Annotated in this window: 20 protein-coding genes; 9 read left to right on the plus strand and 11 right to left on the minus strand. The window is 71.0% G+C overall.

Annotated features, from left to right (window positions below; genetic code table 11):
- Window positions 1-1,287, plus strand: a complete 1,287-nt coding sequence (locus ABN611_RS37435) for a DUF58 domain-containing protein (RefSeq protein WP_350277035.1) — start codon at window positions 1-3, stop codon at window positions 1,285-1,287.
- Window positions 1,284-3,647, plus strand: a complete 2,364-nt coding sequence (locus ABN611_RS37440) for a DUF3488 and transglutaminase-like domain-containing protein (protein ID WP_350277036.1) — start codon at window positions 1,284-1,286, stop codon at window positions 3,645-3,647. Before ABN611_RS37435 ends, ABN611_RS37440 begins: the two co-directional genes overlap by 4 nt.
- A 547-nt stretch (window positions 3,648-4,194) precedes the next feature.
- On the opposite strand, the gene ABN611_RS37445 is transcribed toward ABN611_RS37440, so the two are convergent.
- Window positions 4,195-4,596, minus strand: coding sequence for a DUF3040 domain-containing protein (locus tag ABN611_RS37445; protein ID WP_350277037.1), 402 nt, complete (start codon window positions 4,594-4,596; stop codon window positions 4,195-4,197).
- 463 nt (window positions 4,597-5,059) lie between these two features.
- Entirely contained in the window at window positions 5,060-5,806 is a 747-nt protein-coding gene (locus tag ABN611_RS37450) for a methyltransferase domain-containing protein (protein WP_350277038.1), read from the minus strand.
- 174 nt (window positions 5,807-5,980) lie between these two features.
- Here ABN611_RS37450 and ABN611_RS37455 point away from each other — a divergent pair, with 174 nt between their 5' ends.
- Window positions 5,981-6,340 (plus strand): cupin domain-containing protein, encoded by a 360-nt coding sequence (locus ABN611_RS37455; RefSeq protein ID WP_350277039.1) that lies wholly within the window; start codon window positions 5,981-5,983, stop codon window positions 6,338-6,340.
- A gap of 178 nt (window positions 6,341-6,518) precedes the next feature.
- On the opposite strand, the gene ABN611_RS37460 is transcribed toward ABN611_RS37455, so the two are convergent.
- From ABN611_RS37460 to ABN611_RS37475, 4 genes are all read right to left on the minus strand, one after another.
- Window positions 6,519-7,730, minus strand: a complete 1,212-nt coding sequence (locus ABN611_RS37460) for a DUF480 domain-containing protein (protein ID WP_350277040.1) — start codon at window positions 7,728-7,730, stop codon at window positions 6,519-6,521.
- 195 nt (window positions 7,731-7,925) lie between these two features.
- Entirely contained in the window at window positions 7,926-8,174 is a 249-nt protein-coding gene (locus ABN611_RS37465; RefSeq protein WP_350277041.1) for a hypothetical protein, read from the minus strand.
- A gap of 28 nt (window positions 8,175-8,202) precedes the next feature.
- Window positions 8,203-8,676: an SAV_6107 family HEPN domain-containing protein gene (locus tag ABN611_RS37470; RefSeq protein ID WP_350277042.1), complete on the minus strand. Its 474-nt coding sequence runs from the start codon at window positions 8,674-8,676 to the stop codon at window positions 8,203-8,205.
- Window positions 8,673-9,278 carry a DUF6504 family protein gene (locus ABN611_RS37475; RefSeq protein ID WP_350277043.1) on the minus strand — a complete coding sequence of 202 codons (606 nt, stop codon included), beginning with the start codon at window positions 9,276-9,278 and terminating at the stop codon, window positions 8,673-8,675. The genes ABN611_RS37470 and ABN611_RS37475 overlap by 4 nt, the downstream gene beginning before the upstream one ends.
- A 346-nt stretch (window positions 9,279-9,624) precedes the next feature.
- Here ABN611_RS37475 and ABN611_RS37480 point away from each other — a divergent pair, with 346 nt between their 5' ends.
- Complete coding sequence (locus tag ABN611_RS37480; protein ID WP_350277044.1) at window positions 9,625-10,236, plus strand: DM13 domain-containing protein; 612 nt, start codon at window positions 9,625-9,627, stop codon at window positions 10,234-10,236.
- 10 nt (window positions 10,237-10,246) lie between these two features.
- Complete coding sequence (locus ABN611_RS37485; RefSeq protein WP_350277045.1) at window positions 10,247-10,717, plus strand: YbaK/EbsC family protein; 471 nt, start codon at window positions 10,247-10,249, stop codon at window positions 10,715-10,717.
- Here ABN611_RS37485 and ABN611_RS37490 read toward each other — a convergent pair.
- Window positions 10,710-11,444 carry a hypothetical protein gene (locus ABN611_RS37490; protein ID WP_350277046.1) on the minus strand — a complete coding sequence of 245 codons (735 nt, stop codon included), beginning with the start codon at window positions 11,442-11,444 and terminating at the stop codon, window positions 10,710-10,712. The two genes, ABN611_RS37485 and ABN611_RS37490, sit on opposite strands and share 8 nt — an antisense overlap.
- Window positions 11,445-11,453: 9 nt before the next feature.
- Window positions 11,454-13,370, minus strand: coding sequence for an N-acetylmuramoyl-L-alanine amidase (locus ABN611_RS37495; protein WP_350277047.1), 1,917 nt, complete (start codon window positions 13,368-13,370; stop codon window positions 11,454-11,456).
- 161 nt (window positions 13,371-13,531) lie between these two features.
- On the opposite strand from ABN611_RS37495, the gene ABN611_RS37500 reads away from it, so the two are divergent.
- The 3 genes from ABN611_RS37500 (at window position 13,532) to ABN611_RS37510 (ending at window position 17,778) form a co-directional block, all read left to right on the plus strand.
- Entirely contained in the window at window positions 13,532-14,143 is a 612-nt protein-coding gene (locus ABN611_RS37500) for a DUF4126 domain-containing protein (RefSeq protein WP_350277048.1), read from the plus strand.
- The gene (locus ABN611_RS37505) at window positions 14,143-15,450 is read left to right on the plus strand and encodes an FAD-dependent oxidoreductase (RefSeq protein ID WP_350277049.1); all 1,308 of its coding nucleotides are present in this window, start codon (window positions 14,143-14,145) and stop codon (window positions 15,448-15,450) included. The genes ABN611_RS37500 and ABN611_RS37505 overlap by 1 nt, the downstream gene beginning before the upstream one ends.
- A gap of 102 nt (window positions 15,451-15,552) precedes the next feature.
- Window positions 15,553-17,778, plus strand: coding sequence for a UvrD-helicase domain-containing protein (locus ABN611_RS37510; protein ID WP_350277050.1), 2,226 nt, complete (start codon window positions 15,553-15,555; stop codon window positions 17,776-17,778).
- A 6-nt stretch (window positions 17,779-17,784) separates the two neighbouring features.
- Here ABN611_RS37510 and ABN611_RS37515 read toward each other — a convergent pair whose 3' ends face one another.
- Window positions 17,785-18,324, minus strand: a complete 540-nt coding sequence (locus ABN611_RS37515) for a histidine phosphatase family protein (RefSeq protein ID WP_350277051.1) — start codon at window positions 18,322-18,324, stop codon at window positions 17,785-17,787.
- Between the two features lie 4 nt (window positions 18,325-18,328).
- A complete protein-coding gene (metF, locus tag ABN611_RS37520) occupies window positions 18,329-19,246 on the minus strand; it encodes a methylenetetrahydrofolate reductase [NAD(P)H] (protein WP_350277052.1) in 918 nt (305 codons plus the stop codon).
- A 57-nt stretch (window positions 19,247-19,303) separates the two neighbouring features.
- Here metF and ABN611_RS37525 point away from each other — a divergent pair, with 57 nt between their 5' ends.
- Window positions 19,304-20,371 carry a polyprenyl synthetase family protein gene (locus tag ABN611_RS37525; RefSeq protein WP_350277053.1) on the plus strand — a complete coding sequence of 356 codons (1,068 nt, stop codon included), beginning with the start codon at window positions 19,304-19,306 and terminating at the stop codon, window positions 20,369-20,371.
- An 85-nt stretch (window positions 20,372-20,456) separates the two neighbouring features.
- Here ABN611_RS37525 and ABN611_RS37530 read toward each other — a convergent pair whose 3' ends face one another.
- Entirely contained in the window at window positions 20,457-20,876 is a 420-nt protein-coding gene (locus ABN611_RS37530) for a helix-turn-helix domain-containing protein (RefSeq protein ID WP_350277054.1), read from the minus strand.
- Window positions 20,877-20,922: the final 46 nt, after the last annotated feature.

Below are 20,922 nucleotides of genomic sequence, written 5' to 3' on the forward strand. Positions count from 1 at the left end.
ATGCGGCAGGCACTGCGCGGACTGACCACCAGAGGGCGGGCGTTCGTCGCCGCCGGCCTGACGGCTTCGCTCTGCGCGCTGCTGCTCGGCCAGAAGGACCTGCTGCGGGTCGGCATCCTGCTGGCCGCGCTGCCGGTCGTCGCGGCGCTGATCGTCGGCCGGACCCGGCTGCGGCTCCAGGTACGGCGGAGTCTCGCACCGGACCAGGTCCCGGTCGGGACGCAGGCGACGGTCGAGCTGACGCTGAGCAACCAGGGCCGGATGCCCGCGGGGCTGTTGCTGCTCGAGGACCGGATTCCTTATGTCCTGGGGCATCGGCCGCGGTTCGTCGTCGACCGGGTCAGCCCGAACTGGCGCCGGACCGTCAGCTACCCGGTGAAGTCCGACGTCCGAGGGCTGTTCCAGGTCGGGCCGTTGATGCTGACGGTCGCGGACCCGTTCGGGCTGGTGGAGACCAGCCGGAACTTCACGCGGAGCCAGTACCTGCTGGTCACGCCGCGGGTGTTCAAGTTGCCCGAAGTACGGCTGGGGGCCGACCGGGCCGGCTCGGGCGAGAACCGGCCGCGCGCGATCGCGTCCGCCGGTGAGGAGGACGCGACCGTCCGCGAGTATCGCGACGGCGACGACCTGCGCCGGGTGCACTGGCGGTCGACCGCGCGGCGCGGCGAGCTGATGGTGCGGCGCGAGGAGCAGCCGTGGCAGAGCCGGTGCTCGCTGTTCCTGGACGCGCGGACGATCTCGCACCACGGGCACGGGCCGTCGTCGAGCCTGGAGTGGGCGGTCAGCGCGGCCGCGTCGATCGGCATCGATCGCGTGCGGCGCGGCTACGTGACGACGATGCTCGGCGGGCCGACCACGCTGTCCGCGATCACCCGGCGCTCTTCCGCGGCGGTGCACCAGCCGCTCACGCAGCAGCAGCTGCTGACCGAGTGCGCGACCGTCGAGGAGCACAAGTACGCCGAGATCGGGCCGCTGCTGACGGTCGACCGGCACGCGCAGGAGCCGAGCCTGGTGATCGCGATCGTCGGCGCGTGCAGTTCCGATGACGTCGTCGCGCTGAACCGGTGGCGGACCAGCCAGGCGACCGGTGTCGCGATCGTCCTGGACGCGGCCAGCTGGGCGGTCGGCGCCGAGGCGACCGAGAAGGCGGCGCGTCTGACCGCGGCCACGGAAGCCACCGAGAACGAACTCCGCCGCAACGGCTGGCGCGTCACCCGCGCTAGCCGCGGCGACCACCTCCCCACCGTATGGTCCAGCCTGGGACTGAGAAGCGGACGCATCGCATGACCGGACACGCTCGTCTATCCATCGCTGCCTGGGGCGCGACCGTCCTGGGGGCGCTCGTGCTGACGCCGGTGTTCTCGGGGCCGTTCCTGTTCGTCAGCGCGTTCCTGTGCGCGCTGGTGACGGGAGTCGGGGTCCTGCTGCAGAACCTGCGGATCCCGCGGATCGTCGTACCGATCGTCCAACTGCTCGTGCTGGTGGAGCTGCTGTCGCTGTTCTTCCTGCGCGGGACGCTGAAGTTCGGGTTGATCCCGGTGAAGGCGACGGCGCTCGAGTTCAACGCGCAGATGGTCGACGCGATGGACTCCATCAACCGGTTCAGCGCACCGCTGCCGCAGGACTCGCACCTGACGCTGTTCGCGGTGTCCGTGATCGCCGCGACCGGGTTCTTGATCCACCTCATCGCTGTCCAGCTGCGGCAGGCCGCCTGGTCCGGTTTGCTGCTGCTGATCATGTACACGGTGCCGGCCGCGACCGTGCACGGCGGGCTGCCGTGGCTGCTGTTCATCCCGCCGGCGATCGGCTACATCGTGCTGCTGTCGGCGGAAGGCCGGAGCCGGCTCAGCCGCTGGGGCCGCCGGATCTCCGGCGTCTCGCATCTCGACGCGGCCGAGCCGGTCGAGGCGTCCGCGCTCGGACAGGCCGGCCGCAGGATCGGGCTGACCGTGGTCGCGCTCGCCGCGCTGCTGCCCGCGTTGCTGCCGACGCTGCCTGAAGGTGTGATCGGCAACGGCCTGGCCGGCGGCGGTACCGGCACCGGGATCGGCGCGTCGATCTCGTCGACCGACCCGATGCTCGACATGGGCAAGAACCTCAAGCGGGGCGACAACGTCGTCGCGCTGACGTACAAGGGCGGCCCGACGGGCGGCACGTACCTGCGGCTGACCGCGCTCGACCAGTTCGACGGCAACATCTGGCGGATCGCGCCGCGGACCGACACCCAGAAGCTGGACGGCGGCGTCCTCAGCCAGCCACCCGGCTACACGGGCGACCTGTCGAAGCTCCAGCAGACCTCGATGGAGATCGACGTCACCCGCGCGTTCCGGTCCCAGCTGGCACCGGTCCCCTACCCGCTCCGCTCGATCTCGCTGAAGCGCGACTGGCGGTACGACGCCGGTTCGCTCGACGTGGTGTCGTCGAACGGCTCGATCATCGCGGGCAAGAAGTACAAGGTGACGGCGTACGACCTGCAGCCCACGCCGGAGCAGCTGCACGACGCGATCACCACCGGCGCGCCCGACCAGTACACGTCCTCGCTGCCCAGCCGGACGCCGATCGAGATCAAGCAGCTGACGTACGACATCACGAACAGCGCCGGCAACAACAAGTTCGAGGCCGCCGTACTGATCCAGAACTGGTTCCGCAGCGGCGGCGGCTTCACGTACAGCACGCAGAACGCCAAGGGCAGCGGGATGGGCGCGCTCGAGGACTTCCTGCTGCGGAGCAAGGAAGGGTACTGCGAGCAGTTCGCGACCGGGATGGCGCTGATGGCGCGGATCATCGGGATCCCGTCGCGGGTCGGGATCGGGTTCCTGCCCGGCACGGCCGACAAGGACGGCGAGTACACGGTCCGGATGCACGACATGCACGCGTGGCCGGAGCTGTACTTCCAGGGCCACGGCTGGGTCCGGTTCGAGCCGACGCCGTCCGCGCGGGTGGCGACGACCCCGGGCTGGACGGTGCCCGCGACCGAGAACCCGACCACTCCGACGACCGCTCCGACCACTGCGCCGACCACGCCGGGCGACCGGGAGACCCCGGGGATCGACAAGCCGCGGAACGACCCGAACCTGCCGGACGACACCGGCGTCGCGATCGTTGACTCCGGCAACTGGTTCACCAACGGCGGCGGCCAGATGATCGCGGGCGTGCTCGGCGGCGTCCTGGTGCTCTGCATCCCGTGGCTGGTCCGGGTCCTGACCCGCCGGCGGCGCTTCCTGCGGCCGCCGGGTCGTGCCGGGGCCGAAGGGCTGTGGGCCGAGATCAGGGACACGGCGCGCGACCTTGGCCTGGACTGGTCCGACATCTCGACACCGCGCCAGTCCGGCCAGTGGCTGGTCACGAAGCTCCCCGAGGACGCGCATCCCGCGGCCCGGCGTTTGGCGAGGGGTATCGAGTCCCTCCGGTACGCCGGCGACGCCGACGTGGAGCTGGACCTCCGCGACGACGCATCCGCCGTACGCAAGGCCCTCTGGTCCCAGGCCACCGTCCGCCGCCGCTGGCGGGCGCGGTTGCTGCCTCCGTCGTGGCGCTGGTACCTAAGCCGAGGCACCACCGAGGCCTCCGACCTCCTCGACGAATTCGACCTCCTCCTGGCCCGCCTCCGAGCCCTGATCCTCCCCAACCGAACCCGCACCAACTAACCCACCCTCGGGCCCGCCGTAACCGGCGGGCCCGAGTCTTTTGCTTCCCTAACCAGCCGCGCGGCGCCTCCCAACTGCCGCGGTACACGATCACCGCACACGCACGCCGCACCTACCGCACGCGCGCCCACGCCCACCGCACGCGCACGTGTGCCCACACGCCCGCACAGGCCTAACGCACCCGCACGACGACTGCACCGCACGTACGCCTCACTGCCGCCCACAGCACGCTCCCCCACGCTCGCACCAAGCGCGCGACCTCGCGGCCTCTCCACCCAGCCGACCCGCCGCCCACGGCACAGCTCTCCCGCTACCTTCGCGCGCACCCCATGCCCACTACCGCAGTACCGGGCCCTCGCCACACCAGCCGCTCGCCCGATCAGCCGTCTGTGACCACCACCGCGCACCTAGGCAGGTGCCCACCACCGGCGCGCACGCGGAGCCTGGGCGTTTGCGAGCTTCCGGCGTACCTCAGAAAACGACGACACCCGCGCCGGCTCGGGCACGGGTGTGGTCGAAAGTTCTCAGGCCTGTGGTGCGGGGACCGTCAGAGGTCTTCCTCGCGGCGGCGGCGCCAGCGGTCCTCCATGCGCTCCATGAAGCTGCCGGACGAGTCGTGCCTGGTCCGGTGACGCTTGGTCGGCGGAGGCGGCGGGATGTCGTCGGACTCCCCCGCGTTGCTGATCCGCTTCATACTCAGCGCCGCGATGTACAGGCAAGCGACCATCATCACGAAGCCGATGACTCCGATGATGGTGTTGGGAATGATCGCACCGGTCATCAGCACCGCGATGCCCAGCACGAATCCAACGCCGGCAAGAACTGCCCGACGCTTGTAGTACAAGCGCACATTGGTCCCACGCATGGCGGAGACGAACTTCGGGTCTTCCGCAGCAAGGGCACGTTCGAGCTGCTCGAACTGGCGCTGCTCTTCTTCCGAGAGGGGCACCGTCGATCCCTCCATGATGAGCGCGATCTCGATAGGCCGCCTCCAGTCTAGGCCGCGCCCGCGTCACACGAAACCCTGACCGCCTGTCCAGCGCGTCACGGTCCCGCAACTGCCCCGCAACAACCCACCCAAACCCACCCCCACCGGCGTGTCGCTCACCCCCAGTCCCCAACCCGCACTCCACCCCCGCACCCGAGTAACCCACCCATCACCCTCCGTCGCCGCCGCCCGACCCACACCTGCTCATCCCCGCGAGACGCCGTACCTGCGCCGCCCTGCGCGAGCCGCTGTCCCCCACTCTCACGCGCGCGCCGACGTACCTGTCTGCCCCGGGCGCCCCGCACGTCCCCGGCCAGCTGTGCGAACCGCCGTACCGGATGGCACCACGCCCCGACAGCACTCGCTCAGCCGGCGCGACCCGGCGTGCCCGGGCAACCTGCTGGCGTACTCCGGGGGCGGCTGGTTAGTGGGTGGCGAGGATGTGGAGCTGGGTGGCCAGGGCTCGGAAGGCGGGGTGGCGGCTGGCGGCTCGTTCCAGTTCGGCCAGGGAGTCGGCGGCGCCTGGTTCGGTGTCCACGAAGGCGGAGGGGACCAGGTCGGCGAACATGCGTACGCCGTGCACCGTCTGCACCTCGAACCCCGCATCGGCCAGCTGTACCGTGATGGTTGTCTCGTCGAAGCGGCGTGGCATCGGGTCGTTGGCGCCCCAGCGGCCGTCGGGGTCCTCCAGCGCGATCCGCGCCTCGGTGAGGTGACCCGCGAGGGCGCGCGCGAGGACGACCGCGTTGCGTTGGGCAACTAGCAGGCTCAGTACGCCGCCCTCGCGCAGGACCGAGGCCATCGCCTGGAGCGCCTGTACCGGGTCGTCGACCACCTCGAGGACTCCGTGGCACAGTACGGCGTCCGCGCTCGACTTCCCCGCCAAACCAGGCAGCTCCGCCGCGTCGCCCTGGACGCCGCGGACCAGTTCGCTGACGCCCTCGTCGCGGGCGCGTCGCTCGAGGGAGGCGAGCGCGTCCGGGCTGGGGTCGACGACCGTCACGCGGTGTCCTTCGACGGCCAGCGGAACCGCGAAGCCGCCGGTACCGCCGCCCAGGTCGACGATGTCGAGCCCGGCGCCTGGTTCGGTCGGTTCGAGCCCCGCCAGCGCAGCACGCAGCGCCTCGCCCACCAACGCCGTCCGGACGCTCCGTCGCCGCCGCTCCACCATCAACCCTCCAGCCGAATTCCCCGATCACCCCGCCCCCGGCACACCCTACTTCCACCCGTGCCCGGCCCGTCCCGCCGCCTGTCGTAAGCAGTTCTTAACTCCCGGGGACTGTCGCCGCGGGCGCAGTCGCGCGACGCTCAGCACAAGGGGAGATGCGATCACCAGGGAGGGATCATGGCCATCTTCAGCAAGTCCTTCGACGACCCGGACGAGCGGCGTACGCCGGACAAGACGAGCGTCGACGTCGTCAAACTGCCGGGGGCCAGCGTCGCACGGATCACGTTCCAGCCCGGCTGGCGGTGGTCGGAGTGCATCCGGCCGGTCATCGGCGGTGAGTCCTGCCAGGTGCGGCACGTGGGCACGCTCGTGTCCGGCGAGATGGAGGTCGTCCACGACGACGGGACGAAGGCGCGGGTGGTGCCGGGAATCGCGTACGTGATCGAACCCGGCCACGACGCGTGGGTCGTCGGCAACGAGCCGGCGGTCGGACTCGAGTTCGAGTCGCTCGCGGCGGAGACGTACGCCAAGGCCTAACCACACCGGCCGATCCGGCAGAGGCCGCAGCTGGGAGGGTCTGCTACCTCACCGGATCCACCCGGATCCCCCGCCGCCTGTTGCGGCAGCAGACACAGCCTGCATCCGCCGGTACGACGTGCGCCTGACTGGCCTGCTCGAACGCGGACGGGGCGGCGGGGTCCGGGCGGTGGGTGGGTTAGGACGGGGTGCGGGCTATTAGGTAGAGGCGGTGGGTGGTTTCGGAGCGGGTGGGGATGGGGTTGCGGAGGTACCACTCGGGGTTGGTCAGGCCGGCGGCTTCTACGAGTGTGGCGATTTGGGTTGGGTCGTGGAGGACGTAGTCGAGGTCTACCTCGTGGCCTAGGAGATTGTCGGTGTGGCGGACCTCCTCGCCGGCGTGGAGGGCCAGGACCAGCCAGCCGCCGGGGTCGAGGGGGCGGGTCAGGGCGGCGATCGCGTCGGGGAGTTCGGACGCCGCTAGGTGGATGAGTGAGTACCAGGCGAGGACCGCGGACCAGCCGGAGCTGGCCGGTGGGCGGCCGAGGCGGCGTAGGTCGCCGATCTCGAAGCGCAAGTGCGGGAACCGCCGGCGTCCCTCCGCGACCATCTCCGGCGACACGTCGAGGCCGGTTACGTCGGCGTCCCGGTCGGCGAGGTACGCGGTGACATGCCCGGGGCCCGAGCCGACCTCGACGATCGGGCGGCCGTTGGCGTGGGCAACCACCCGGTCGAGCAGCCAGCGCTCGAACGGCAGCTCGTCGAGCTCGTCCAGCAACTGGTCGGCGTACGTCGTCGCGACCGAGTCGTACGCCGTACGCACGCGGGCGTCGCGCGCCTCGATCCCGTCGGCGATCACGGTGTCGCGGTCGACGGACTCCACCGCGGCGGCCGCTTCGGCTTCGGGGATCGGGCCGAGGAGGTGGATCCAGCGGCGGTCGTGCTGGCCGGCGCGGCGTTCGAGTTCGCGGACGAGCGGCTCGGGGCGTGCGGCCATCCGGCGCAGGCATTCCTCGACGTCGGTGCGGTCGTCGAACTTGTGCAGGCGTTCGGTCCGCGTCCGCAGTTCGCCCGGTGCCTGGGCGCCGCGCAGGAGCAGGACCGTGATCAGCGCGCGTTCGTCGTCCGCGAGTTCGAGCTTCTCGTCGAGGATCTGGTGGTACTTCAACGTCCGCCGGCCGGTGTCGGCCCAGACGATCCGCAAGAGCTCACGGTCCCGCAGGCCGCGGGCTACGCGCTCGACGGTGCCTTGGTCGTAGTCCACGACCGGGTCGCGGTTGCTGGTCTGGTTGCAGGCGGTGCGCAGTGCGTTCGCCGTCAACGGGTACGACGCCGGCACCGTCGCCTGCTTCTCCAGCAAGCTCCCGAGAACCCGCTGCTCCTCGACATCCAACACCGGAAGTCCGCTCACACCGCCGACCTTAGACGCTGCACGGCCGACGGCCGAACACCCTGAGGTCCTGTCTGCTAATCCAACGCCGTCGCGAGGAGATGCTCGGCGGCCTACCCCGTTGAGGCGCTCGGTGGGCCAACCCCGGCTGAGGCGCCCGGGCCAACCCCGGCTGAGATGCCCGGCGGGCCAACCCCGGCTGGGGTGCTTGGTGGGCTAGCCCGGTTGGTAGGTGTCGGGCAGAGTCAGGGGTTCGAAGGCGGTGCCGTTGCAGGTCGGGCAGAGGGCGTCGGCGTGGAGGCCGGAGCCGGCGCACTGGGTGCAGAGGCCGTCGTGCCAGGAATCGCCGGACAGGGCCTGGTGTGGGCGTGGGTAGTGGGTGTCCGGGAGGTAGCACTCGGCGCCGGTGAGGGCGTGGACGCGACCGCAGAGGTCCTTGCCCTGGCCTCGCATGGGTTCGCTCACGGTCGGGATCTCCTGAAACTGCGGGGAATCAGCTGGCTTGCATCCAGGACTGGGTCAGGACGGACTGGGGGTCGGTGGTTGCGGTGAGCACCGGGGTGGTGGACAGCCGCAGGCTGGCTTCCACCTGGGTGTAGAACGTCTCGACCGCGCGGACCAGGTCGTCGGCCTCGCGGGTGGTGACGGCGCGCTCCAGGCCCGCTTCGGCGGCGGCGCGCTGGGAGGCGCCCGCGGCGAAGAACGTCGCCCACTCGCCGAACTCCGGCGCGACCTCGGACAGCAGCACCCAGGCGTTGCGCTGGACCCGGCGGCGGCTGCCCGAGCGCACCGGGCGGGCGCGGACAGCGAGGACCGCGGCCGCGACCCGGAGCGCCGCGACGTGGGCGCTCGAGTAGCGGATCAGGTGGTCGGTGGTCTCGATCGCCTCGGCCAGGGCGGCACGGGCACGGGACAGCTCTCGGCTGGCCGCGCCGGCCGCGGCCGGCGATACCGGTGAAACAGTCATCGGTCGGTCACCCTCTCCAGTTGCCAACGACCCGAGGCCGGGTCGTGGGCGAGATCGAACATCTCCTGCCGTCCGTAGCGTCCGCAGCCCGCTTCTACCCGGAACACCGCGCGCTCCGGTCCCCATTCCGCGTCGAGGACGCCGACGGCCGCCGGGGTGGCGTGTGACAGGGAGGGAAGCGTGGCAGCGGGGCGCGAACGGGGGTTGGCCGCCGCTGCCACGCCGGCTCGGTTGCTGCGGGTGGGACGCGGACCGCGGGCCGCCGAGCAGACCTCGGCGACCGTCGCCGCGTCGATCCGCGCGAGCGAGTCGACCGCGACCCGGCGCTCGGCGTGAGCATCGGTGCGGACGTCAGTGCGGGCGTCGGCGGCCAGGACGGTGCGGTTGGCTTCGGACGGGTCGGCGTGCCGGTGGGTGGCGCGGGGGTCGTGGGTGTGGCCGGTGCCGATCACGCCGCGCTCCCACCAGGCGGCTGTCTCGGTCCAGTGCGAGGTGACGGAGCGGACCCGCCACAGGCGGCCGCGCCAGAGGAACTGGTCGGGGGTCTGCACACCGTCCACGGACACCGAGTGCACCTCGACGGCGTCGTCGAACTCCCACATGTTCCATCGCCTCCTGGGTCCCGAACGTTGCTCCTGATCGACCGGCTCCGGGTCGGCGGCCCGGCGGGCGGGCGCGGGATGGGGGTCGAGGACCATCCCGCTGCCCGGACCGCCGGGGCCACCGGATTCCGATGCGGCCGCAACTCCGCACCGGAGCCGTCCAGCTGTCCGGCTCGCCCCGGGCCGGCCTCCCGACGAAACCGGGACCGAGGCAATCGAACATCTGTTCGAACACTGGAAGCGTATCGTCGCCCGCCGACAGACGTCAACGGGCCGTAATCCCGGCGCGTCGCCGCGGGCGCGCTCCGGCCGCCAGACTGGGAGCACCGGAACGAAGGGACGGACGATGCGGAAACGGACAGCAGGAATCGCCGCGGCGGCGGTCGCCGTCGTGGTGGCAGCGGTGGCGCTGCCGCTCTTCCAGCCGTGGCGGCTGTTCACCGACAAGGTCGTCGACGAGGCGCTGCCCGGCACTGCTCCGATCTCCACGACTTCATCGTCGACGACGCCACCGACAATTTCCGTCGAGCGCCCGACGGCGCCGGCCGCGCGGACCACACCCACGACGACACCCACGACCACGGCGACTGCCACACCCAAGGCAACCGGCCCGAAGGTCCTGCTCAGCGGCACCCTGATCACCCACGAGCACACCACCTCCGGCAAGGTCGCCGTCCTGGCGCTCCCCGACGGCAGCCGGATCCTCCGGATCGAGAACCTCGACACCTCCGACGGCCCCGACCTCAAGGTCTGGCTGACCGACGCGAAGGTGGTCGCCGGCAAGGCGGGCTGGCACGTCTTCGACGACGGCAGCTACCACAACCTCGGCGACCTCAAGGGCAACCACGGCAACCAGAACTACAAGATCCCCGACAGCGTCAAGTTGGAGAACTTCCGCAGCGTCTCGATCTGGTGCGACCGGTTCAACGTTTCGTTCGGTGCCGCGACCCTCGCCTAAGCTCACCAGGGTGAGTAGTCATCCCAACGTGCAGAAGGTCGCCGACGCGCTCCGGGCCGCCGGCGCCACCGGCGAGATCGTGATCCTGGACGAGGCCGTGCCGACCGCCGCCGCGGCGGCGGCCGAACTCGGCTGCGAGGTCGGCGCGATCGCCAACAGCCTGATCTTCGACGGCGACGGCAGCCCCGTCCTGATCCTCACCTCCGGCGCGCACCGCGTGGACACCGCGAAGGTCGCCGCCGAGCTCGGCATCGGCAAGCTCAAGCGGGCCACCCCGGAGTTCGTCAAGGAGCACACCGGTCAGGCGATCGGCGGCGTCGCCCCGGTCGGGCACCCGGGCCGGGTCCCGACGTACGTCGACAGCGCGCTCGAGCAGTACGACGTCGTCTGGGCCGCCGCGGGCATCCCGCACTCGGTGTTCCCCACGACGTACGGCGAACTCCTGAAGCTCACCGAGGGCACCCCGGTCACCGTCAACTGAGCAGCGCGGGAATCGCGGTCCGCACGAACCGCCGCGCCAGCCCCGCGCGCGTGTGCCGCCACCACGGCCCGGTCTTGACCTCGTCCGGGCCGTACCGGCGGCGCCGGATGTCCTCGACCACGTCCGCCGGCGCGCCGAGCCGTGGCAGGACGTCGAACGCGGCGCGCTTGGTGATCAGGTCGCCCGTGGCCAGCGTCACGTGCGCGCGAGCGGTCGTGAGCAGCCCGAGGTCGACCCAGATGTCGTGGTACCACGGCTCGCGCTTCTGCGCGGCCGGCAGCCAGAAGTCCCGCAGGTCCCGGCGGATGAAGGCGAACAGCTCGTCGTCGCTGACCGCCGGCAGCAGCTCGGCGGGTGCCGGGCCGTGGAGCGTTCGGTTGCCGATGACAAGCTCCCGGCGGGTCACCGGCGTCACCGGTCGTTCGAAGTACCGGCCCTGCGCGAACGTCGGATGCGGAGCCGACAGCTCCGCCAGCTGCGACGTCAGCATGTACGAGCAGTGCAGCTTGTCCGCCAACGGGTCCTTGCTGATCAGCTCCCGATGTACGTCGGCCACGGCCGCGGGCGCCGGCGACGAGACGACAGCGATGACGTCGAGGTCGCTGCGCCCCAACTGGTAGTCCCCCAATGCCAGTGAGCCGTGTAGCCACACCGCCTCGACGGCAGCGACCGAGCGTACGGACGTGACGAAGCCGCCCAGCAAAGACTGGACGGCTTCGTCGATCACGCCGACAGACTAGACCGCCGGTCGAACGTCCACATCGGCGGCCCGGACGTACGCCATCCGGTGGCCGAACCAGATCTGGTAGTACTTGTCCTTCCCGAGCACCTGCACGTGGTCGGCCGGCGGCTGCCCGTCGAACGTCACGGCCCGGTAGTAGTCGGTCTCGATGTCCAGGTCACCGACCGGGTACGCCTGCCCCTCGCCGATCGAGTACTGCAGCGGAGTCACCGTCTGGTACGGAATCCCCGCCGGGTACGCCGACTGCTCCGGATAGGCCCGCCCGTACACCGGCACCGACGTCTTCCCCGCCTTCGGCTTCACGACCAGCCCCGGCTTGGCGAACGCGTCCGGCGCCGACGCCGGGCTCTTGAACCAGCCCTTCGCGCCCAGGTACCAGACCGCGACCCAGTCGCCCTGGCGTTCGGCGACGACGTACTTCGCACCGGCGGCCGCGCGGGCCCCGATGTCGGACACCACGGTGGTGCTGTCGGAGCCGTCCGGGTGCAGGCCGAGGTCCTTGACCAGCGGCGCGTTGTCGTTCGGCGCCTGCCGCAGGTACACGAAGTTGGTGCCCTGCGGTGTGCAGGTGGTCCCGGCGCCGGTGCAGTTGGTGAGGACCTGGACGTTGTCGCCGAAGCCCGGTTTGATCGTGACGATCGAGCCCTCGCGCACCGGGAACACCGACTGGCCCCAGATCGGAGCGCCGATCAGCTCCATGTAGTGCTCCCAGTCCCAGTACGGTCCCGGGTCCCAGTGCATGCCGCGGACGTTGGCGGGAATCGTCCCCGGAATCTGGTCGTGGCCGATGATGTGCGCGCGGTCGAGCGGGATGTTGTTCTTCACGGCCAGGTAGCGCACCAGCTTGGCCGAGTTGCGGTAGAGCGACTCGGTGTACCAGGTGGCGCCCTGCGCCGCGAAGCCCTCGTGCTCGATGCCGATGCTGTGCATGTTCACGTACCAGTTGCCGGCGTGCCAGGCGACGTCCTTGGCCTTCACGTGCTGCCAGGTGTGGCCGTCCGACGAGCGCATCGTGTACTGCCAGCTCACGTACGTCGGGTCCTGGACGAGGTTCAGCACGCCCCGCCAGCCGCCCTCGGTGTCGTGGACGATGATGTAGTCGATGTCGCCGGTCTTCGGCCGGTCGGCCTTGTCGTGGTTGCCGTAGTCGCCGCCACCCAGGTCCTGGTACGGCGCCGGCAGCCACTCGCAGCCGAGCGACGGCGGGCACTCCACGTCCGACGTCGCGGCCTTCACACCGTCCGGAAGCGACAGCTTCGCGAGCTGCGACTTGTCCGGCGTCACCGCGAGCGCCGGCATCACGATCTGCTGGCCCGTGTTCGTCGTCCGCGCGGCGCCGCGCGCCAGGATCGCGTAGACGTCGTCGGCGAACCCGGCCGCGCCGGCCTTGTCCCCCGCCTCGGCGTACGACGCCACCGCGCCGTACCACTGCGCCGGCGACGTGTCCGCACCGACCGGCAGGCCGAGCGACTTCTGGTACGACGCCAGCAGGGCCGCGCCGCCGTGGATGTTGGCCGTGGTGTCCTTGCGCAGCGCGACCGGGTCCAGTCCGGTCAGCTCGGCGGCCTTGTACAGCGTGCGCAGCGAGTCGGCCCGGGCGACCTTCTGCTTGTCGGACAGGTCGGCGGCCTTCGCCGCACCGGGAGCGGTCAGGTGCATCGGGCCGTAGCCGCCCGACGTGCTCTGCGCGCCGGCGTGGTCGTCCCAGCGGGACTCGGCGTACGAGACGGCCAGCAGGACCGCCTTCGGTACGCCGTACTGCGCGGCCGCCGCACTGAATGCCGAGGCGGCAGCGGACGCGGACGGTGTGGACGAGGCGACGGCAGGTGGATCTTCGGACGACACGCCGGTCAGGGCGACCGGCAGCGCTACCGCAGCCAGTGCGGCAAGAATCTTCGGACGACGCAGCATGATGTTCTCCTGAACCCGTGGGCGGGTGCCGGTCACACAGACTGGCAGCCTAGTCACTGTGAGTCGAGGCGACGCGGATGTCAACGGTTAACCAAAACTCGCGCACTTGGGTTCGATACTGACGAAATCATGCCGGGCACCAACGGTTACGGAGTACGCGGATGGAAGCGCTGCCGCTGGCGGTGACGACGGGCTGGGCCAGTGGCGTGAACGCCTACGCCTGTGTGCTGATTCTCGGCCTGCTGGGCCGGTTCGCGGGCGCGGACGACGTACCGGAGGCACTGACCAGCACGCCGGTGCTGATCACGGCGGCGGTGCTGTTCGCGTTCGAGTTCGTCGCCGACAAGATCCCGTACGTCGACTCCGCCTGGGACGCCATCTCGACGGTGATCCGGCCGACCGTCGGCACGGTGATCGCCGCGCTGATGTCGGGCGAGGCGGGCACGCTCGAGCAGGCCTTGACCGCCGCCGCGGGCGGTCTGGTGGCGCTGCTCTCGCACGCGGTGAAGTCGAGCCTGCGGCTCGCGATCAACACCTCCCCCGAGCCCGTCACCAACATCGCCGCCTCGTCCGGTGAGGACATCGCGGTCGCCGGGGTGGTGTCGCTGGCCGCGTTCCACCCGGAGGTCGCGCTGATCATCGCGGGCATACTCCTGCTGCTCGGCCTGATCGGCGTCTACCTCGCGTTCCGGTTCATCCGGCGCGGGTATCAGCGCTTCAAGGCGTGGCGCGAGCAACGTGGAACCCCAGCGAGCGGGAGCAGTGCTGTCTGATGGCGAACGTGATTGTCGTGGGGGCCGGTCTGGCCGGTCTCGCGAGTGCTGTGCGGCTGGCCAAGCTCGGCCACCAGGTGACCGTCTGCGAGCGCGACGAGCGCCTGGGCGGTGCGCTGGGCCGGGTCGAGGCGGACGGCTTCACCTGGGACGCGGGAGCGGCGAGTACGACGTTGCCGGCCGCGCTGCGCGACCTGTTCCGCAAGAGCGGTCGCCCGATCGAGAGCCTGGTCCAGCTCGACCCGGTGACCGAGCCACGCCGTCACCTGTTCGCCGACGGCTCCGTCCTCGACCTGCCGGTCAGCGACCGCGGCGCCCAGGAGGAGGCCTGGACCGGCCTGGCCGGTGGTGCTGTGGCCGAGCAGTGGACCGCCTTGGTCGACGGGTACGGCGACACGTGGCAGATCCTCCGGAAGACGTCGCTGGAGCCGCCGCTCGAGGACAAGCTGTCCCTCAAGACGATCCGGGCCCTGAAGCCCTGGCGATCGCTGGAGAAGGTCGCGCAGCGCGAGCTCAGCGACGACCGCGCCCGAGCGGTACTGCGGCATTTCGCGGCTCAGGGCGGCTCGGATGCCAGCCTCACGCCGGGGTACATGGGCGTCTGGTCGTATCTCGAGCGCACCTTCGGCCGCTGGACGATCGCCGGCGGATTCGGAGCGCTGGCCGACGCCCTGGTGCAGCGGGCGAGCGAACGCAAGATCACCGTGCGCACCAGCGCGGAGGTCGTCGCGATCACCACCACCGACAGCGCTGTGACCGGCGTACGGCTCGCTGACGGCGAGGAGCTCGCCGCGGACATCGTCGTGAGCGACATCGACCCGCGAGACCTGTTCGAGCGCCTCGTCGACGACCCCGCGGCCAAGACGGTGCGCAAGAAGGTCCTGTCGACACACCAGGCGCAGGCGGCGTACGTCGTACACCTCGGTCTCAAGGACCCGGTGCCGGAGCTGCCGTTCGAGACCGTGCTGCACGGCACCCCGACCGTTGTCGTCCGGACAGGCGGTACGGCGCCTGCCGGTCACCAGGCGTGGTCCGTGCTGGTCCACGGCTACCCCACCGACGACGTACTGGACCTGCTGGTCGCCCGTGGGCTGCCGGTCCGCGAGCACGTGGTGTCGCGGCAGACGTCGCCATCATGGTGGGCCGGTGTGGCGTGGGAGGGCTACAAGACCGCCCGCCGCCGGCCCGCGAACGTGTCGCCCGTGAAGGGCCTGTACTGCGTCGGCGCGGGCGCCCATCCGGGCTCCGGCGTACCGGCGACGGCCCTCGGTGCGGCGATCGTCGCGGACGCCGTCGGGAAGGCCTAGGGATTGTGCTGGACCCCTGTGGGGTTGGACACCGCAGCGAACTAAGATTGGTTGTTCTTGTGTTCTGAGCGGGGCACGAGCCCGGCGGTAGAGAGGACCTCGGTGGATCAAACCCCCACATCGGCCGATCACGACGACCACGACAACGTGGAGACTGTGGAGCGGGCTGAGCTGGCGGCTGAGCAACAACACGTCGACCGGGTGTACGGCCGGGTCGAGGAAGCCGCCCGGTCGGCGTCGCGGATCGCCGTCGAAGGTCACCAGCGCGGCCAGGCGCAGAACGTCGGCCGGGTCCGCGAGGAGGAGCAGACCGGGCTGTACGAGCGGGACGTGCTGGTGTTCGCGGCCGCCCGCCGGATCGCCGAACTGGACGCGGAGCACGAGGGCCTGGTGTTCGGCCGGCTCGACTCCGACCGGGGTGACGACCAGCCGCCGGCCGAGAGCGCGGCCGAGCTCGACAAGCTGTACGTCGGGCGGATCGGCGTCCGCGACGCGGAGTACGAGCCGCTGGTGATCGACTGGCGTGCGCCCGCGGCCGAGCCGTTCTACCGGGCCACCGCCACCGACCGCCAGAAGGTCGTCCGCCGACGCGTCCTGCGGAACAAGGGCCCGCGGATCGCCGGACTCGAGGACGACCTGCTGGCGCCCGAGCGCGCGCCGGAGGACCTGCCCGTGATGGGCGAGGGCGCGCTGATGGCGTCGCTGTCGCGGGCCCGTGGCCGCACGATGCGCGACATCGTCGCCACCATCCAGGCGGAGCAGGACGAGGCGATCCGGGCGCCTGCCCGTGGTGTCACCGTGATCGGCGGCGGCCCGGGCACCGGCAAGACGGTGGTCGCGCTGCACCGGGCGGCGTACCTCCTCTACAGCGACCGCCGGCGTTTCGAGCGTGGCGGCGTACTCGTCGTCGGGCCGTCCGCGGCGTTCATGGCCTACATCGAGCGGGTGCTGCCGAGCCTCGGCGAGAACACCGTCTCGCTGCGGGCCGTCGGTGAGCTCGTCGACGGCGTGAAGGCGACCGCGGTCGACGACGCCGAGGTCGCCGCGATCAAGGGCTCGCTCCGGATGCGCGGCGTGCTGTCGCGGGCCGCGCGCGACCGGGTGCCGAACGCGCCGACCACGCTCCGGGTGTTCGTCGGCGGCGCCACGGTCGAGCTCGACGCCAACCAGCTCGACAACGTACGGCGGAACGCGCTGCGCCGCACCGCCCGCAACCGCGCGGCGGCCGAGGCGCGCAAGGGGCTCGTCGCGGCCCTGTGGCAGCGGTTCCCGGAGGACCTGCGCACCGGACCGCTCGGCGATCGCGAGGCGTTCGGCGACCGGGTCACCGACACGCCCGCCTTCCGGACGTTCTTCGCCCAGTGGTGGCCGGTGGTCACACCTGAGGCAGCGCTGCGTTGGCTCGGTGACCCGCGCCGCCTGCAGCGCTGGGCCCGCAACGACCTCACGCCGGCCGAGATCGACGCCCTCGCGACCGCGATCCGGACGACGCCCGAGTTCACGATCGCGGACGTCGCGCTGCTCGACGAGCTGAGCGCGTTCCTCGGCCGGCCTCCGATCGTGGAGAACACCGAGGAGGAGTTCGACTGGCTGGAAGGGCTGTCGGACGGCGTCAACGAAGTACTGACGAGCTCCGAGCGCCGGGCCCGGGCCGCGGCCGCACGCGAGGCCGAGGAGCCGGAGGAGTACGCGCATGTGCTGGTGGACGAGGCCCAGGACCTCTCCCCCATGCAGTGGCGGATGGTCACCCGGCGCGGGCCGCAGGCCAGCTGGACGATCGTCGGCGACCCGGCGCAGAGCTCCTGGCCGGACCCGGACGAGGCGCGCGCCGCGATGGACTCGATGTTGTCGCACCTGCAGCGGCACACGTTCCGGCTGTCCACCAACTACCGGAACTCGGCCGAGATCTACGCGTTCGCCGGTGAGGTGATCCGGCAGTCCATCCCGGACGCGGACCTGCCGAACGCGGTCCGCAGTACCGAGGTCGAGCCGGAGCACCGGGTCTTCGACGCCGGCAAGGTGGCGGAGGCAGCCGGTGACGCGGCCGCCGAGCTGCTCCAGCTGGTCGAGGGCACGGTCGGCGTGATCGTGCCGCCCGCGCTGCGGCCTGCCGTCGACCCGGTCCTGGCCGAGCTCGACGACGCGCGCGTCATCGCGGTCAGCCCGCTGGAGTCCAAGGGCCTCGAGTACGACGCGGTCGTGGTCGTGGAACCGGACCGGATCGTCAGCGACACGCTAGGCGGTGTCCGCGCGCTGTACGTCGTGCTGACCAGGGCGACGCAGCGACTCGTCACCGTGAACAGCACGACGCACTGGCTACCTTCCTAAGGCTTCCTAAGCGCGGGGTACGACGTACGAGACGAGGTCCGCGTCGTTCGCGGACAGGTCTGCCCAGTGGCAGGTGAGGTGCAGGGTCGCGAGGCCGTTGGTGGGGTACTTCTGGGTGAGCTCGACGCGTTCCGGGCTGGTGCCGTCCAGGGCCAGCTCGTCGGCGAGCCACGGGATGCCCGGGGCGTGACCGACGACGATCACCGTGCGGGCCTCCGCCGGGGCCTCGTGGATGACGTCCAGCAGCCCTTCGCTGTCCGCGTTGTAGACCCGCTTGTCGTACCAGACGTCCTTCGCGGTGACACCGGCCTCGGCGACGTACTTCCAGGTCTCGCGGGTGCGCTTCGACGGCGAGCACAGCACCAGGTCGGCTTCGATGCCTTGGGCAACGAGCTGCCGGCCGGCCGCGCCCGCGTCCGCGCGGCCGCGATCGGCCAGCGGGCGTTCGACATCGGGCAGCTCGGGATGGGTCTCCGCCGGCACCGCCTTGGCGTGCCGGAGGAGGACGAGAGTACGGTCGATCAACAGGTCCGACGGGTCAGCCATTGCGTCAGGATACGACCGATGCGCCGAGGTTGCGGAAGACCTGTCGGGTCGCGGTCGATCTGTTCAACGTAATGAAATGAATGCCGGGGGCGCCGCCCTCGAGGAGCCGCTCGCAGAGCTCGGTGGCGATCTCGATGCCGACCTCGCGGACCGCCGCCGGCTCGTCCTCGACGGCGAGCAGCCGGTCGGTCACAGCCTTCGGCAGCGCCATGCCGGTCAGCTCGGCCATCCGCTGGATCTGCTTGATGTTCGTCACCGGCATGATGCCCGGCAGCACCGGGATGTCGCAGCCGAGCGCGGCCGCCCGGTCGACGAGCCGGAAGTAGTCGTCGGCGCCGAAGAACATCTGGGTGATCGCGTAGTCCGCACCGGCCTGCGCCTTCGCGGCCAGCACCTGCGCGTCCGCCTCGAGCGAGGCCGCTTCCGGGTGCTTGTCCGGGAAGGCGGCCACGCCGACGCAGAAGTCGCCCAGCGAGCGGATCAGCTCGACCAGTTCGATCGCGTGGTTCAGTCCCTCGGGGTGCGCGACCCAGGGCTGGTTCGGGCCGCCGGGCGGGTCGCCGCGCAGGGCCAGCATGTTCCGGACGCCGGAGCCGGCGTACGCGCCGATCACCGAGCGCAACTCGTCGCGGGAGTGCGCGACGCAGGTCAGGTGCCCGAGCGGCGTCAGCGAGGTGTCCTGCGCGACCCGCTCGGTGACCCGGATGGTGCCGTCCCGGGTCGTCCCGCCGGCGCCGTACGTGATCGAGACGAACGTCGGCCGCAGCTGCTCGATCTCCCGGATCGAGCGCCACAGCACCTCCTCGGCCTCCGGCGTCTTCGGCGGGAAGAACTCGAACGAGAACGACCGGCCTCCGGACGCGAGCAGCTCACGGATGGTCGGCGCACCGCCGGGCAGCGTCGAGGGAAGTCCGTTCGCCATGCCGTCAGGTTACCCGCGGTGGTCGTCGGCGTCTGCCCACCGACTACGCTCCGAGACGTGGACGACGTGGACGTACCGGGCGGGATCCAGCAAGCACTGACCAGGTTCCTCGACCGGCAGGAGCAGCGGCTGGCGGCGATCGGGCCGGAGCTGACCGAGCAGGTCCAGGCCGCGCGGGACGCGACGAGCGGCGGCAAGCGGTTGCGGCCGGCCTTCTGCTACTGGGGTTTCCGGGCCGCGGGCGGTGACCCGCAGCTGCCGATCCTGACCGCCGCGGCGAGCCTGGAGATGCTGCACGTCAGCGCGCTGGTGCACGACGACGTGATGGATTCCTCCGACGTGCGGCGCGGCGCACCGGCGGCCCACCGGCGGTTCGAGGCGCTGCAGCGGGAGCGCGCGGAGAAGTCCGGGCACGGCGGCGACCCGGTCGGGTTCGGCATCGGCGCGGCGATTTTGCTCGGCGACCTGTGCCTGATCTGGGCCGACGAGCTGCTGCACACGTCCGGTTTCGACGCGGCCGCGCTGGCCCGGGCCGAGCAGTACTTCGATGCGGTCCGGGTCGAGGTCACCGCCGGGCAGTACCTCGACCTCGTCGCGCAAGCGAGCGGTGAGTCGGACATGGACCTGGCGCTGCGGGTCCTGCGCTACAAGTCGGCGACGTACACGATCGAACGGCCGCTGCACATCGGCGCCGCGCTGGCGGGCGGGGACGAGCGGCTGATCTCCGCGCTGTCTGGTTACGGGCAGCCGCTCGGCGAGGCGTTCCAGTTGCGCGACGACCTGCTCGGCGTGTTCGGCGATCCCGCGCTGACCGGGAAGCCGGCCGGTGACGACCTGCGCGAAGGCAAGCGGACGGTGCTGATCGCGTACGCCGTCGACCACGCGTCGGAGGCGCAACTGGTGGAGTTCGACCGGCTGTTCGGCCGCCCGGACCTCGACGACGACGAGATCCAGCTGCTCCGCGAGATCCTCCAGGACTCCCGCGCCGTCCAGGCCTGCGAGGACCTGATCACGGACCGCACCGAGGACGCCCTCGACGCGCTCGACCGCGCTCCGCTCGCCGACGACGCGGCCCGGAAGGCGCTCACGGACCTGGCGGTCGCGGCCACGTCCCGGGTCGTGTAAGAGGGCGGGTTGCCCGTCGACCTGAAGGGTTGCCCGTCGATATTTTCAGTGGGCAACCCTCCAGGTGAGTAGGCAGGCACCCGGGTTATTGGTCCGCAAGCAGGTTGATCAGCCGGAGCAGGTCGGCGGTGGCCGGCAGGCTGCCGAGGACGATGACCTTGAGTACGGCGCGCTCCTCGTCGTAGATCGTCTCGGCCTTGAGGTGCACCGCCTCGGGCTGGTTCAGGGCGCCGTGGATGTGGGTCGTGAGCCGGTCCGCGGTGGCGCGGTCGACGGCGTCGATGTGCACGATGCTGGACGCCTCGACGTGCCGCGCGGAGCGGTCGACGTCGAGCACGGCCGTCGGTGTCCCGGTGAACTCCTCGAGGTCCTCGCGGCTGATCCGGTACTGCTTCCCGATCCGCACGGCCTTCAGCCGGCCGTCGCGCACGTAGTTGCGGATCGTACGGACGTGCAGCCCCAGGCGGTTCGCGACCTGCTCCACCGAGTACAGCTCCTGGGCCATCCCCTCAGCGTAAGGCACGTTCCTTAGAATTCCCTATAAATGGCTG

This window comes from Kribbella sp. HUAS MG21, from assembly GCF_040254265.1.
Lineage (GTDB): Bacteria > Actinomycetota > Actinomycetes > Propionibacteriales > Kribbellaceae > Kribbella.